The 14,036-nt window shown below is 70.9% G+C and carries 13 protein-coding genes, 1 tRNA gene and 1 riboswitch; of the genes, 7 read left to right on the plus strand and 7 right to left on the minus strand.

What is annotated here, in order from left to right:
• Positions 1–131: 131 nt before the first annotated feature.
• The 3 genes from ACIBNE_RS20475 to ACIBNE_RS20485 all read left to right on the plus strand — a co-directional run bounded on the left by ACIBNE_RS20475 (position 132) and on the right by ACIBNE_RS20485 (position 4,555).
• Positions 132–205 (plus strand) — tRNA-Lys (locus tag ACIBNE_RS20475).
• 472 nt (positions 206–677) lie between these two features.
• Entirely contained in the window at positions 678–2,618 is a 1,941-nt protein-coding gene (locus ACIBNE_RS20480) for a glycosyltransferase family 2 protein (RefSeq protein WP_399273456.1), read from the plus strand.
• Positions 2,615–4,555, plus strand: coding sequence for a galactose oxidase-like domain-containing protein (locus ACIBNE_RS20485; RefSeq protein ID WP_399273458.1), 1,941 nt, complete (start codon positions 2,615–2,617; stop codon positions 4,553–4,555). Before ACIBNE_RS20480 ends, ACIBNE_RS20485 begins: the two co-directional genes overlap by 4 nt.
• Positions 4,556–4,599: 44 nt before the next feature.
• On the opposite strand, the gene ACIBNE_RS20490 is transcribed toward ACIBNE_RS20485, so the two are convergent.
• A complete protein-coding gene (locus tag ACIBNE_RS20490; protein ID WP_399273460.1) occupies positions 4,600–5,619 on the minus strand; it encodes a glycoside hydrolase family 6 protein in 1,020 nt (339 codons plus the stop codon).
• Between the two features lie 734 nt (positions 5,620–6,353).
• On the opposite strand from ACIBNE_RS20490, the gene ACIBNE_RS20495 reads away from it, so the two are divergent.
• The 4 genes from ACIBNE_RS20495 to ACIBNE_RS20510 all read left to right on the plus strand — a co-directional run bounded on the left by ACIBNE_RS20495 (position 6,354) and on the right by ACIBNE_RS20510 (position 8,915).
• Entirely contained in the window at positions 6,354–6,581 is a 228-nt protein-coding gene (locus tag ACIBNE_RS20495; RefSeq protein ID WP_399273462.1) for an ANTAR domain-containing protein, read from the plus strand.
• A gap of 34 nt (positions 6,582–6,615) precedes the next feature.
• Entirely contained in the window at positions 6,616–7,374 is a 759-nt protein-coding gene (locus ACIBNE_RS20500; protein ID WP_399273464.1) for a GAF and ANTAR domain-containing protein, read from the plus strand.
• Between the two features lie 352 nt (positions 7,375–7,726).
• Positions 7,727–7,866, plus strand: a riboswitch (cobalamin riboswitch).
• 30 nt (positions 7,867–7,896) lie between these two features.
• Positions 7,897–8,115: a hypothetical protein gene (locus tag ACIBNE_RS20505; protein WP_399273465.1), complete on the plus strand. Its 219-nt coding sequence runs from the start codon at positions 7,897–7,899 to the stop codon at positions 8,113–8,115.
• A gap of 23 nt (positions 8,116–8,138) precedes the next feature.
• Positions 8,139–8,915: a CbtA family protein gene (locus ACIBNE_RS20510; RefSeq protein ID WP_399273467.1), complete on the plus strand. Its 777-nt coding sequence runs from the start codon at positions 8,139–8,141 to the stop codon at positions 8,913–8,915.
• Positions 8,916–8,990: 75 nt separating this feature from the next.
• Here the strand turns inward: ACIBNE_RS20510 and ACIBNE_RS20515 are convergent, their stop codons facing one another.
• From ACIBNE_RS20515 to ACIBNE_RS20540, 6 genes are all read right to left on the minus strand, one after another.
• Positions 8,991–9,635 carry a class F sortase gene (locus ACIBNE_RS20515; RefSeq protein WP_399274244.1) on the minus strand — a complete coding sequence of 215 codons (645 nt, stop codon included), beginning with the start codon at positions 9,633–9,635 and terminating at the stop codon, positions 8,991–8,993.
• A gap of 36 nt (positions 9,636–9,671) precedes the next feature.
• Positions 9,672–10,220, minus strand: coding sequence for a hypothetical protein (locus tag ACIBNE_RS20520; protein ID WP_399273469.1), 549 nt, complete (start codon positions 10,218–10,220; stop codon positions 9,672–9,674).
• A 114-nt stretch (positions 10,221–10,334) separates the two neighbouring features.
• Entirely contained in the window at positions 10,335–11,114 is a 780-nt protein-coding gene (locus ACIBNE_RS20525) for an HAD-IIA family hydrolase (protein WP_399273471.1), read from the minus strand.
• Between the two features lie 166 nt (positions 11,115–11,280).
• Complete coding sequence (locus ACIBNE_RS20530; protein ID WP_399273472.1) at positions 11,281–12,339, minus strand: 2-aminoethylphosphonate ABC transporter substrate-binding protein; 1,059 nt, start codon at positions 12,337–12,339, stop codon at positions 11,281–11,283.
• Positions 12,340–12,402: 63 nt separating this feature from the next.
• The gene (locus tag ACIBNE_RS20535) at positions 12,403–13,200 is read right to left on the minus strand and encodes an ABC transporter permease (RefSeq protein WP_399273474.1); all 798 of its coding nucleotides are present in this window, start codon (positions 13,198–13,200) and stop codon (positions 12,403–12,405) included.
• A complete protein-coding gene (locus tag ACIBNE_RS20540) occupies positions 13,187–14,026 on the minus strand; it encodes a 2-aminoethylphosphonate ABC transporter permease subunit (RefSeq protein ID WP_399273476.1) in 840 nt (279 codons plus the stop codon). The genes ACIBNE_RS20535 and ACIBNE_RS20540 overlap by 14 nt, the downstream gene beginning before the upstream one ends.
• Between the last annotated feature and the right edge of the window lie 10 nt (positions 14,027–14,036).

Consider the following 14,036-nt stretch of genomic DNA (forward strand, 5'->3'; position numbering starts at 1 on the left):
TGTCTCAACTGTCCCGACAAATCGCATTTTGACGGAGCAACGGTAAAAAACGACCATCCGACCCCGCCCCGGCGAGCCGCGCGCGGTGCGGAGCACCCCCGGACGTCGGGTAGAGTTATGCAGGTCAGCAGGCGCCGCTAGCTCAGTTGGTTAGAGCAGCTGACTCTTAATCAGCGGGTCCGGGGTTCGAGTCCCTGGCGGCGCACAGACAGTCGAGGCCCCTTCGCTCCACGCGAGGGGGCCTCGGTCGTATCCGCCCTCCCCGAGGCTCCCGGCCGCTTCCCGCAAGCCGGGTACCGGCCATTCACAGAGCCTCCACACGGGGTCCGCAAACCGTGTCCATAGCCGTTAAACTGCCTTTTTCGCCCTTGCCATCCCGCGGTGGCTCGTGGAACCTATGCTGAAGCCGCCGACTCCAAAGGGGCGCGGGGCCCCAGAAGTTGGGGGCGGCGCGCAGGGGGCTCCGGTCGAGGCGTCCGCGAGGCGGGGGTCCCGTTCGACGGGCCGCGGCGGGCGGGCATCATGCAACCGGAGGACGACGCTTCCATGTCCGTGGGAGCGACCCGTCCACCACTGACGTACCTGTGACACGCCCGGGGCGACCGAGGGGGAAGCACCTCGCCGGGCGGACCGACCGAACCAATTCACGCAGTGCCATGCGTGCGGGGGGATGACCGATGACCTCGACGCCGACCGGTTCCCGGCCGGAGGACGACCCGTCCCGTACGACGCAGCTGCGAATACCCCCGCAACCCAGGACGTCGAGGCACCGCACGCCCAAACCCCTGCCGAAGTACGACTACGAGCACTACAGCCGGCTCGCGGGACCGCTGACCCAGCCGGCCAAGGACGAGCCGTACGAGGTGCAGTACCGCTCCCTGATCTCCCAGGAGCCGCACCGGATACGCGCGGCCCTGCTGCTGGGCGCCGCGCCGCTGGTCTCGCTGGGCCTCTTCGTCTGGCTGATGCAGCCCGAGCACTGGACCGAGCGCGACCCGAACCTCAAGAACGACACGCTGCTGGTCCTCGACGTCGTGATGCTCGTCTCGATCGGTCTGATCGAGCTCTTCCGCACGATGAACGTCCTCTCCAACGCGCACGCGACCCTCGTCGCCCGCGACCCGGTGCCCGTCGTCCCCGAGCACGGCACGCGCGTGGCCTTCCTCACCTCCTTCGTTCCGGGCAAGGAGCCCCTGGAGATGGTGACGAAGACCCTGGAGGCCGCCGTGAAGATCCGGCACCGGGGGCTGATGCACGTCTGGCTGCTCGACGAGGGCGACGACCCCGCGGTCAAGGAGGTCTGCGCCCGGCTCGGCGTCCACCACTTCTCCCGCAAGGGCGTCGCGAAGTGGAACCAGGCCAAGGGCCCGCACCGCGCCAAGACCAAGCACGGCAACTACAACGCCTGGCTCGACGCGCACGGCGGCGACTACGACTTCTTCGCCTCCGTCGACACCGACCACGTCCCGCTCCCCAACTACCTGGAGCGGATGCTCGGCTACTTCCGCGACCCCGACGTCGGCTTCGTCATCGGCCCGCAGGTCTACGGCAACTACGACACCTTCGTCACCAAGGCCGCCGAGTCCCAGCAGTTCCTCTTCCACGCGCTGATCCAGCGCGCGGGCAACAAGTACGGCGCGCCGATGTTCGTCGGCACCTCCAACGCCGTGCGCATCAGCACGCTCAAGCAGATCGGCGGGCTCTACGACTCGATCACCGAGGACATGGCGACGGGCTTCGAGATCCACCGCCACAAGAACCCGGCGACCGGCAACAAGTGGCGCTCGGTCTACACCCCCGACGTGCTCGCCGTCGGCGAGGGCCCGACCGCCTGGACGGACTTCTTCACCCAGCAGCTGCGCTGGTCGAGGGGCACGTACGAGACGATCCTCAAGCAGTACTGGAAGGGCTTCGGCACGCTGCCCGCGGGCAAGCTCTTCAACTACACGATGATGATCATCTTCTATCCGATGTCCGCCCTGAACTGGATCCTGGCCGCGCTCTCCTGCGCGCTGTTCCTGGGCATGGGCGCGTCCGGCGTCCAGATCGACCCGGTGATCTGGATGATGCTGTACGGCAACGCCTCCGCGCTCCAGATCGGCCTCTACGTCTGGAACCGGCGCCACAACGTTTCGCCGCACGAGCCCGAGGGCTCCGGCGGCCTGGCCGGCATGGTGATGTCCGCGCTCTCCGCGCCCATCTACGCGCGCTCGCTGATGGACGCGGCGCTGCGCCGCAAGAGCTCCTTCGTGGTGACCCCCAAGGGCGACTCGTCGAGTCCCGACACCCTCTTCGGGACCTTCCGGATCCACCTCTTCTTCATCGTGGTCTTCGGCGCCTCGATCACGGCCTCCTTCTTCAACGGGCACAGCCACCCCGCGATGCTCACCTGGGCGGCCCTCGCGACGCTCATCACCGCGGCGCCGATCATCGGCTGGCGGTACACCGTCAGGGCCGAGAAGAAGAGCCGGAAGAGCAGGAAGGGCAGGCGCAGGGCGGGCCACGGGCAGCGGCCGCGCACCGGGCCCATGCAGCAGCGGCCCGCACCGCACCGCCGGCAGGGCGACGGCGACACCGACCAGACCATGCAGATCGCCCTTGGGGGACGCAGCGAATGAAGTACCGTCCGAGCCGCCGTACCCGCCGCCTGGCGATCAGTACGGCGGTCGTCCTCGCGCTCGCCGGAGCCAACGGACCCTGGCTGTACCGCACGGCCTCCGAGCGCTACCACGAGTACAAGATCAACCAGCCGGACTACAAGGCCGAGAACGGCCACTGGGACTTCCTGGACGTCCCCTCCGAGTACCGGATCAACTCGATCCACGCCGCCCTGCTGCACACCGGCAAGGTGCTGCTCGTCGCGGGCTCGGGCAACAACCAGAAGAACTTCGACGCGAAGAAGTTCGAGTCGGTGCTGTGGGACCCGAAGACCAACGGCTTCAAGATGATCCCCACGCCCAAGGACATGTTCTGCTCCGGGCACACCCAGCTGCCCGACGGCAAGCTGCTGATCGCGGGCGGCACCAACCGGTACGAGAAGCTGGCCGGTGACGTCACCAAGGCCGGCGGCCTGATGATCGTCCACAACGAGAACCCGGACAAGCCGATCACGCTGCCCGCCGGGACCCGCTTCACCGGCAAGGAGAACGGCAAGACCTTCGTCTCCAAGGACCCGCTGCTGGTCGAGAAGGCCAAGAAGGTCTTCGACCCGAAGACCGGGAAGTGGCTGCGCAACGACCCGGGCTACGGCCGCATCTACGTCGAGGCGAAGGAGTCCGGCAAGGAGTACGAGACCGGGACCGAGGACAACTACCGGATCCAGGGCCTCGGCGGCGAGGACTCCCGCAACACCTACGGCATAGCCCAGAAGCTCGCCCTCGACAAGAAGGACTTCCAGGGCATCAAGGACGCCTTCGAGTTCGACCCGGTCGCCGAGAAGTACGTCAAGATCGACCCGATGAACGAGGCGCGCTGGTACCCCACGGTGACCACCCTCGCGGACGGCAAGCTCCTCGCCGTCTCGGGACTCGACGAGATCGGGCAGATCATTCCCGGCAAGAACGAGACGTACGACCCCGAAACCAGGACCTGGAAGTACACCGAGGCCGTCCGGAAGTTCCCCACCTACCCGGCGATCTTCCTGATGAACAACGGCAAGCTCTTCTACTCCGGCTCCAACTCCGGGTACGGCCCGGCCGACGTCGGCCGCGATCCGGGCGTCTGGGACCTGAAGACCAACAAGTTCGACAAGGTCCCCGGGCTGAGCGACCCGGACCTCATGGAGACCTCGGCGACGGTGCGGCTGCCGCCCGCCCAGGACGAGAAGTTCATGGTCATCGGGGGCGGCGGCGTCGGCGAGTCCGAGGAGGCGAGCGAGAAGTCCCGGCTCGTGGACCTGAAGGAGGCCGCCCCGAAGTTCCGCGACGGGGCCTCGCTCGCCAAGGGGACGCGCTACCCGAGCGCGTCGCTGCTGCCCGACGACAGCGTGTTCGTCACCGGCGGCTCCAGCGACTACCGGGGGCGCGGCGGGTCCAACGTCCTCCAGGCGCGGATGTACGACCCCAAGACCGACGCGTACAAGCGCGTGGCGGACCCCAGGGTCGGGCGCAACTACCACTCCGGATCCTTGCTGCTGCCCGACGGGCGGGTCATGATCTTCGGCTCCGACTCGCTCTTCGCGGACAAGGCGAACACCAAGCCCGGGGTCTTCGAACAGCGCATCGAGATCTACACGCCGCCCTACCTCTACCGCGACGCGCGGCCCGTCATCAGCGGCGGACCCAAGCGGATCGAGCGCGGCGCGACGGCGGAGTTCGAGGTCGGCGGGTCGGTTTCGGGGTCCGTGGGGACCGCGAAGCTGATGCGGCCCTCCGCGGTCACCCACGTCACCGACGTCGAACAGCGGACGGTGGCCCTGAAGGTGACGAAGACGGCGGGGGGCGTGTCGGTGACGGTGCCGAAGAGCCGGGCGCTGGTGCCTTCGGGGTGGTACATGCTGTTCGTGACCGACGCGGTGGGGACGCCGTCGGAGGGGTACTGGGTCGAGGTCCCGTAGGGCCTGCCGTACGGGGGGCGGGCGGGACCCGCCCCCCGCGGCGGCTACTTCGCGTTCCGCGCCAGGCCCAGGGCGTACTCGGCGAACCAGTCCCCCGCCTTCGGACCGCCCTTGCAGTCCCCGTCCGACTCGCCGGGGCGCTTGATCCACAGGTAGGCCGCCACCTTGGGGTCCCCGGTCCTCACCGTGGGCATCTCCCCGAGCGCCCGCCCCGGAGGGTTGCACCAGGTCTCCCCGGGGTCGCCCCCGGTGTACGGGCCCTTGCCGTTGCGGCTGGTGTCGATCACGAACGGCTTGCCGCCGACCTTCTCGGACACCTTCTTCCCGTACTCCCGGCTCGCGGCCGTCGTCTGGAAGTTGGAGACGTTGACGGCGAAGCCGTCCGCCTCCGCGATGCCCGCCCGCCACAACGGCTGGAAGATCTGCTCGGGCCTGCCCCAGCCCGCGTTGCCCGCGTCGAGGTAGACCTTGGTGTTCGGCTGCCGCTTCAGCCGCTCGACCGCGCCCTTCAGGAGGGCGTACCGCTCCTCGTGGTACTGCCCGTCCGTGCAGTTGTCGACCATGTGCATCACGGCGTCCGGCTCCAGGACCACCGTCGCCCTGCGGTCGCCGATGCCCTCGGCGACCTCGTCCAGCCAGGCGCGGTACGCGTCCCCGTCGGCGGCCCCGCCCGCGGAGTGCTGGCCGCAGTCGCGGTGCGGGATGTTGTAGAGGACGAGCAGCGCGTCCCGGTCGGCCTTCGCCGCGGCCTCGGTGAAGCCGCGCGCCTCCTCCTGCGGCTTCTCCGTGCCGATCCACTCGGCGACCGGCTGCGCGGCGATCTTCCCGATCAGCGCGGCGTTCCCGTCCTCGCCGTCCCCGGCGTAGTCGGCGGCCTGCCGGGCGGCGCGGCTGTCGGGGTTGACCCAGTAGGGGGCGACCTCCTTGGGCCGCTGCGCCACCGGGGGCACGGTGCCCTTCTTCCCGTCCCCGTCGGACGAACAGCCGCCGAGCAGCAGGGCCGCCGCGACCGTCAGGGCGCTCACCGCCCCGACCGGACCGCCGCGCCGGTAACCGCCGTACATCCACTCCCCCTTGGGTGCACCGAGTCCGCTCCGGACAGGACCGGGCGGATCAATCGTGACACACCCGCCCCGCGCGCCGGGATGCCGGGCGGGGACGCCCCCCGGCCACCCCGTGACCGCCCCGCAGCAGGTGAAGGGCCGCAACAGCCCCTCCGGGGCTAAGCTGTGCGGCGCTGCTCGGAAACTTCGGGAGGAGGGCTTGGTCAGCGCGCACATGGCCGCCCTGCTGGACGAGCTGGCGGCCCATCGCACCGCCGGTCTCGACGTCTCCTTCGCCCGCCGCTGCTGTGTGGCCCTCGGGGTCGACGGACTGGCCGTGACGCTCTGCGACAACGGCTCCTTCGGCGAGCTGATCTGGGCGAGCGACGAGCTCAGCGCACGCCTGGACGACCTCCAGTTCACGCTGGGCGAGGGACCGGGACCCGACGCGGCCCGCGGCCTCGGACCGTCGCTGGACGCCGATCTGCGGCTGGTGCCGCAGGCCAGGTGGCCGTCGTTCCTGCCGGCCGCGGAAGCGCTCGGACCGAGCGCGGTCTTCGCGCTGCCGCTCCAGATCGGGGCGATCCACGTCGGAGTGCTGACCTGCCGGAGGGACGTGCCGGGGCCGCTCGGTGAGGCCTCGCTCGTCGACGCCCTGGTCTTCACCGAGGCACTGACCCTGGCCCTGCTGGGGGAACGGCGCGAGGGGGGAGGACGGATGGCTGGAGGAGGGGGTCTGGCTGCACCGCGCGGAAGTGCACCAGGCGACCGGCATGATCTCCGTACGGCTCGGGATCACGCCCGCCATCGCGCTGCTGCGGCTGCGGGCCTACGCGTTCGCCGAGGAGCGCGCGGTGCTGGAGGTGGCCAGGGACGTGGTGGCGAGAAGGCTTCGATTCCCGCTCCCGGGGGAGCAGCAGAGCGAGGGGAACGAGGCGGGGGACCGTGGGGGCAGCGACGACGACAGGGGGACGGGACGATGAACGTTCCGCACTCCGCCGGATCAAGGTGACAGGCATGGACAACCCCTTGCGCGAACAGCAGCTCGCCTCGGTCTTCGCGGAACTCGCCGACACGCTCGTGGACGACTTCGACGTCATCGAGTTCCTGCAGCGGACGGCGGCGCGCTGCGTGGAACTCCTCGACGTCAGGGCCGCCGGGCTGATGCTGCTCAACCAGCGCGGCAGGCTCCAGACGGCGGCCTCCTCCGACGAACGCGCCTGGCTGCTCGGCGTGCTGGACGCCCAGCACGCCGAGGGGCCCTGTCTGGACTGCTGCCGCACCGGGGCCCCGGTGGGCCCGATCGCGCTCGACTCGGCGGAGGCGGCGGCGCGTTGGCCCGCGTTCACCGCGCACGCCCGCGCGGCCGGGTTCGTGAACACGTTCGCCGTGCCGATGCGGATGCGGGAGAACCCGATCGGCGCGCTGAACGTGTTCCTGAACGCCGACCAGCACCCGCCCGATCCCGCCGACGTACGGCTGACACAGGCGTTCGCGGACACCGCGACCATCGGCATCCTCCAGCAACGGACCGTGCAGCACGGCGAGTTCCTGCTCGGCCAGCTCCAGTCCGCGGTCACCAGTCGCGTCAGGGTGGAACAGGCCAAGGGGATACTCGCCGAACGCTGGGGAATCTCGGTGGACGCGGCCTACGAGGAGCTGCACGACTACGCGGCCGCGCACCGCGCGCCGCTGTCCCAGGTGGCGCTGGCGCTGGTCAGGGGCGAACTGGACGCGGAGGCACTGCGCGCGGCCGGGGACGAGGAGCGGGACTGAGCCCCACGGGCGCGGCCCGCGCGGCGCGCCCCGCGCAGGGCACGGACAGCGACTGGTTCGCGACATCCCGTCAACGGCCCCCTAGGCTCTGCCCGTTCGCCGTTCTAAAGTGAGGCGCAGAGGCCCCGGTCCCCGGCCCCGAGCACCACGGCTCCACGGACCCTCCAGACCTCCCGTGCAGGCGCCGGGTTCCTCCCGCAGCCCGCGCACCCACGGTCGAGGACCGGTCCGGTCGTCGGCTCCGGGGGGAGCGGGCCGTCGGCCGGACCAGGTGGTGCCCCGCGGCCTCTCCGCACCCCCGAACAGGTGTTCCGCCACTCGGACGTTTGGTTGACAGGTTCCGGCCATGCTGGGACTCTCGCGGACGACAAGTCCATACATCGAGGCGACGCCAGCCAGGAACCCGGTGCGAATCCGGGACGGTCCCGCCACTGTGAACCCGTGCGCCACGCGCGGGAGAGTCAGGTACTGGCCCGTCGTCCTCCTGCCATGGGGCGTGGAAACCCCAGAAGGAGCACCGGTATGTCCCTGCACTCCGCACCGTCGACCGACACCGCGGCCGTCCCCGCCGCGGCCATCAGCACGCGCGACTGGCTGATCGCGCTCGCCGCCGCGATCGTCGCCCTGCTCGCGCTCTACGCGATCTTCATGGACAACGGCACCGTCGTCTCGGCGACCGGCGAATACCTGCACGAGTTCTCGCACGACGGGCGGCACCTCTTCGGCGCCCCCTGCCACTGACCGGGACGGACACCCAGCACACCATGGCGATCACGTCCCCCGTACTGCCCCTGCTCGGCCGCGGCCTGGCCGCGGGCGGCGCCGCCGGTCTGGCGACCGGCCTGTTCTCGCTCCTCCTCGCCGAGCCCCTGATGGACAAGGCGATCCGCCTGGAGGAGGCCCGCAGCGAGGCGGCCCACTCGCACGGGGCGGCAGCCGCTGCCGCCCAGCACCACGAAGAGCTGTTCAGCCGCTCCACCCAGCACTTCGGCCTGGTCGTCACGGCCGTCGTCGCCGGGCTCGCGCTGGGCGCCCTGTTCGCCGTCGCCTACGCGCTGGTCCACCGCCGCACGCCGACCGCGGCGCCGTGGCCCCGCGCACTGCTCTTCTCGGCGGCGGCGTTCTGCGCCGTCTCGCTCTTCCCCGGCCTGCGCTACCCGGCGAACCCGCCGGGCGTGGGCGACTCCGGCACCGTCGCCCACCGCCAGGACCTCTGGCTGGGCGCGGTCGCCGTCGGCGTCCTCGGGATGTTCCTCGCCCGGCAGGTGTACGTGCGCCTGGCGGGGCGGCCCGAGCCGGTGCGCCAGCTCGCGGTGGCCGGTACGGCGGTCGCGGTGCTCGCGCTGCTGTTCGCACTGCCGGGCAACCCCGACGAGGTGCCCGTGGCGGCGACGCTGCTGTGGGACTTCCGGGTGCTGTCGCTGGCCTCGCACGCGCTGCTGTGGGCGGTGTTCGCCGCGGTGTTCGGCGGCCTCGGGCTGCGGGCGGCGGGGCGGGCCGAGCGGGTGACCGGGCCGGTGGCGGTGACGCCTGCGGCGTGAGGCCTGCGGCGTGAGGACAAGGGTGTGACGACAGGGGCGCGGGCCGCTCGGAGCCGGTCCGCGCCCGTCCCCCGTTCACACCTTCTCGGCCGCCCGGCCGACGCCCGTCAGGAACGCCGACACCACCACGTTCGCGGTGTAGGCGCGCGCCTCGCGGTCGTACGTGCCCCCGCAGGTGATCAGGCGCAGCTCCGCGCGGCCGTCGGCCCTGGGGCCGTACGCCTTGCGCGGGTCGAACTTCTCGCGCGTGAAGACCTGTACGTCGTCGATGGTGAACTCGGCGACCGAGCCGTCCGTCCTGGTGACCTTGACCTGTTCGCCGGGGCGGGCGGCGCTGAGCCCGTAGAAGACGGCGGGCTTGGTCTCGGTGTCGACGTGGCCGACGAGCAGGGCGGCGCCCGCCGCGCCGGGCTCGGTGCCCGCCCGGTACCAGCCGACGGTGTGCGGCATCTCGAAGGGCGGCGGGTCGATCGCCCCTCCGGCGTCCAGGCCCCGTGGGATCACCGGGGCCCGGATGCCTATGGAGGGGATCTCCACCTGGTGCGGCCTGGCCGGTTCCAGGGGGTCGTGCGCGGGCGGCAGCGGTACGTCCAGGGGGCGGCCCACCGCGGCGACGTCGCCGGTCGTGGGGGTGGCGACGCCCGCGGGGCCGTTGGTGACCTCGCGGCCCCACAGCCACAGGCCGAGCAGCAGCACCGCCCAGGCGATGCCGGTGATCATGCGGCCGTGGCCGCGGCTCTCCCCGGACACCGCGGCCTACTCCAGGTCCGCGCGGCGGCGGCGTACCGTGCGCAGCGCGACCGCGACGGCCGCGACGGCCGCGAGCGCGAGGCCGATGAGGGCGTGCCGGGTGCCGGGGCCCTCCTCGGTGGCGGCGGTCTCCGTGACGGCGCCGCCCTCGACGGGACGCTCGGCCGCGCCGCCGCCGCCCGCCCTGACCGGGGCGGTGGGCTGGACCTCGTGGTGGACGACCGTGAAGGTGCCGGCCTTGTGGTGGTCGTGGCCGTCGCAGGTGACGGTGATGTCGTAGGTGCCCGGTCCGACGGACGACTTGACGGTCGTCTCGCCGTAGAGGGGGGTGCCCTTGCCGTTGTCACCGGTGAGCTCGGCGTCGGCGACGAACGCGGAGGACTTCGCGGCGCCGGTCGTGCCTTTGCAGTCGGTGACCTTGAGGGCGATCTCGCCGCCGGGCGCGATGGTGGACGGGGTCGCGGTGGCGGAGACCGATTCGTGGGCGAACGCGGGGGTCGCCGTGAGTAGGGTGGCCGCGGCTGCGGCGCAGAGGGCGTGGGTTGCTCTGTGCATCGTGGAACCTCCTGGTAATCGAAGGTTCACGTGCGGTGAGCGCGTTCGCATCCGCAGGGCTGGACCACTCCGCCGTACGGGGGTGGGGCGCGGTTCCCCGCGCCCCCGGCCCGCCTAGACCAGGTCCACCAGGTCCGCGATCGAGTCGACGATGCTGGAGGGGCGGAACGGGTACTTGTCGACGTCCGACGGCGTCGTCAGGCCCGTCAGGACCAGGTACGTCCGCATCCCCGCTTCGAGCCCCGCCAGCACGTCCGTGTCCATCCGGTCCCCGATCATCGCGCTCGCCTCGGAGTGCGCCCCGATCGCGTTCAGCCCCGTCCGCATCATCAGCGGGTTGGGCTTCCCGGCGAAGTACGGCTCCTTGCCCGTCGCCTTGGTGATCAGTGCGGCGACCGATCCCGTCGCGGGCAGCGGCCCCTCGATCGAGGGGCCCGTCTCGTCCGGGTTCGTACAGATGAACCGCGCCCCCGCGTTGATCAGCCGGACCGCCTTCGTCATCGCCTCGAAGGAGTAGGTACGGGTCTCGCCGAGCACCACGTAGTCGGGGTCGTGGTCGGTGAGGACGTACCCGATGTCGTGCAGCGCGGTCGTCAGGCCCGCCTCGCCGATGACGTACGCGGTGCCGCCGGGCCGCTGGTCGTCCAGGAACTGCGCGGTCGCCAGCGCGGACGTCCAGATGTTCTCGACGGGGATGTCCAGCCCCATGCGGGCGAGCCGCGCGTGCAGGTCGCGCGCGGTGTAGATGGAGTTGTTGGTGAGGACCAGGAACGGCTTGCCGGTGTCCCGCAGCTTCTTGATGAACGCGTCGGCGCCGGGGATCGGCACGCCCTCGTGGATGAGGACTCCGTCCATGTCGGTGAGCCAGGATTCGATCGGCTTGCGCTCTGCCATGGGACGGGACTCCTGCCGTGCAAGTGCTGATGTGCTGGGGACGCCGCGACGGCACTGTGGCGGACGCCCCCAGCATATTCAGGAAGTGCCGATCCTGACCCCGTCGATCTTGACCGGTCGGTCTCGACCCGACTCGACCGGTCGGTCTTCGGGGCGCGGCGCCCGGTCAGCTCCCCGTCGCGGACTTCCACGCGCCGACGTACTCGTCCAGGTTCGTGCCGATGTCCTTCCAGTCGGGCTCGAAGACCTCGATGCCCGCCATCAGCTTCGTCAGCGCGACGGCGTTGGCGTCGGTGGCCTTGACGTCCTTGCGCGCGCTGAATCCGCCGCCGACCCCGCTGACGTCCCGCTGGGCCTGCTCGCCCAGCATGAAGTCGAGCAGCTTCTTGCCGTTCTCGGTGTGCGGGGCCTTGTCCACCAGGCCCGCCGCGTACGGCAGCGCGAAGGTGGTGGGGGTGCCCGTCCCCTTCGCGGGGAACCAGATGCCGAGGTTCGGCATGGACTTGGACTGCGCGAAGTTCATCTGCACGTCCCCGTTGGCGACGTGCAGCTCGCCCTTGTCGACCTTGGGCGCGAGCTTGCCGGTGGAGGCGGACGGGCCGACGTTGTTCTTCTGGAGCTTCTTCAGGTACTCCATCGCGGCGTCCTTGCCGCCGAAGTCGTGCATCGCCTTGATGAGCACGGCGGTGCCGTCGCCCGCGACGCCCGGCGTGGAGTACTGCACCTTCTCCTTGAACTTCCCGTCCAGCAGCTCCTCCCAGCTCTTGGGGGCCTGCTTCAGCTCCTTCTTGTTGTAGACGAACCCGAAGTAGTTGTTGACCACCGAGGTCCACTTGCCGCCCGGGTCCTTGTCGGCGCCGCTGACCTTGTCGGCGCCCTCGGGGCGGTACTCCTGGAGCAGGCCCTTCTCGTCGGCCTGCTGGATGAAGGGCGGCAGCGTGACGATCACGTCGGCCTGCGTGTTGGACTTCTCGCGGACGGCGCGCTGCACCATCTCGCCCGAGCCGCCCTCCACGTACTTGACCTTGATGCCGGTCTCCTTCTCGAAGTCCTTGAAGACCTTGTCGTACCAGCCGTCGCCCTTCTCGCCCTTGAGGCCGTCGGCGCTGTAGACCGTGACGACCTTGTCGTCGGAGGCGGCGGAGCCGCCGCACGCGGTGAGGGTCGTGGCGAGGACGATGCTGCCGGTGAGGGCGGCGAGCGGCATGAGGTGGTTGCGGCGCATGGGGTTGCTTCTCCTGTCGGGGCAGGTCGGGGCGGGTCTGAGGGAGGGGGACGAGCGGGGAGGTCAGCGGTAGGAGGCCCTGGTGCGGACGCGGGAGACCGCGAAGAGCACGAGGAGCGTCGCGGCCATGAGGACCACGGCGACGGCCGCCCCGGTGAAGAGCGACCCCCGGTCGGTGGCCGCGAAGACCTGCACGGGCAGGGGCGTCCAGTCCGGCGGGTAGAGCATCACGGTGGCGCTCAACTCGCCCATGGACAGGGCGAAGCAGAGCCCGGCGGCGGCCGTCAGCGACGGCAGCAGCAACGGCAGTTTGATCCGCCACAGCACGTACCCGGGCCGGGCGCCGAGCGAGGCCGCGGCCTGCTCGTACATCGGGTCGAGACGCTGGACGGCAGCCGAGACCGACTGGTGGGCGAACGCCGTGACGAGGATGGTGTGCGCGACGATCACGATCCAGCGCGTGCCGTTCAGCAGCACCGGCGGCTTCGAGAACGCGACGAGGACCGCGAGTCCGACGACCACCGAGGGCACCGCGACGGGCAGCATGAACAGCGCGTCCAGCACCGCCCTGCCCCGCTTGCGCAGCCCGGCGGCGGCGAGCGCGGCCCAGGTGCCCAGCGTCAGCGCGAGCAGGCTCGCGGTGAGCGCGGTGACCAGGCTGGTGGTGAGCGCCTCCATCGACTCGCCCCTGGTCGCGGCGGCGTAGTTCCCGGTGGTCGGGCCCGAGGGGAAGGCGCCCGACCAGTTGGTGGAGAACGACGCGGCCAGGATGACGACCAGCGGGAGCGCGAACAGCGGCAGGAAGAGGAGGAAGAATCCGGCCCAGGTGGCCCACTTCCCCGTACGGCTATGCACCAGCACGCTTGCTCACCACCCGGTAGAGGCCGTAGAGACCGACGGAGATCGCGATGTTGACGACGGCGACGACGCAGGCGGCGGCGTAGTCGGACTCCAGGATCGCCTTGCTGTAGACGAGCATCGGCAGCGTCGTGACGTCCTTGGCGCCGGTGAAGAGCACGATGCCGAACTCGTTCAGGCACATGACGAGCACCAGGCTGCCGCCCGCCGCGAGCGCGGGCAGCGCCTCGGGGAGGATCACCTGCCGCACGATGCGCAGGGGCCGCGCGCCGAGCGAGGAGGCCACTTCGAGCTGGGCGGTGTCCAGTTGCGAGAAGGCGGCGAGCAGGGGGCGCATCACGAAGGGCGTGAAGTAGGTGATCTCGGCGAGGAGCACGCCCCAGGGGGTGGTCAGGAAGTGGAACGGCCCCTCGGCGGCGCCGGTCACGTCCGTCCACACGCCGTTGGCCATGCCCACGGTCCCGTAGATGAAGAGCAGGGCGAGCGTGATGAGGAAGGAGGGGAAGGAGAGGAAGACGTCGATGAACTTGGCGACGGCCTTCCCTCCGGGGAACGGCACGAACGCGATGACCAGCGCGAGCGCGAAGCCGAGCACGAGGCACCCGGCGGTGGCGGCGACGGCCAGCCAGACGGTGGTGGTGAGGGCGGAGCGGAAGGACTCGGAGGCGAAGACGTCGGCGTACGCGCCGGGGGCCAGCGACTCGTCCACGACCAGGGCCAGGGGGTAGAGGAAGAACACCCCGAGGACGGCGACGGGCGGCAGCGCCCAGACCCAGGCGGGCACGGCGGGCGCGCGGCGCGGCGCGGCCTTCGCCGGCAGCGCGGTCACGGCCGCCGTC

The organism is Streptomyces sp. NPDC050504 (assembly GCF_044458065.1).
Taxonomy (GTDB): Bacteria; Actinomycetota; Actinomycetes; order Streptomycetales; family Streptomycetaceae; genus Streptomyces.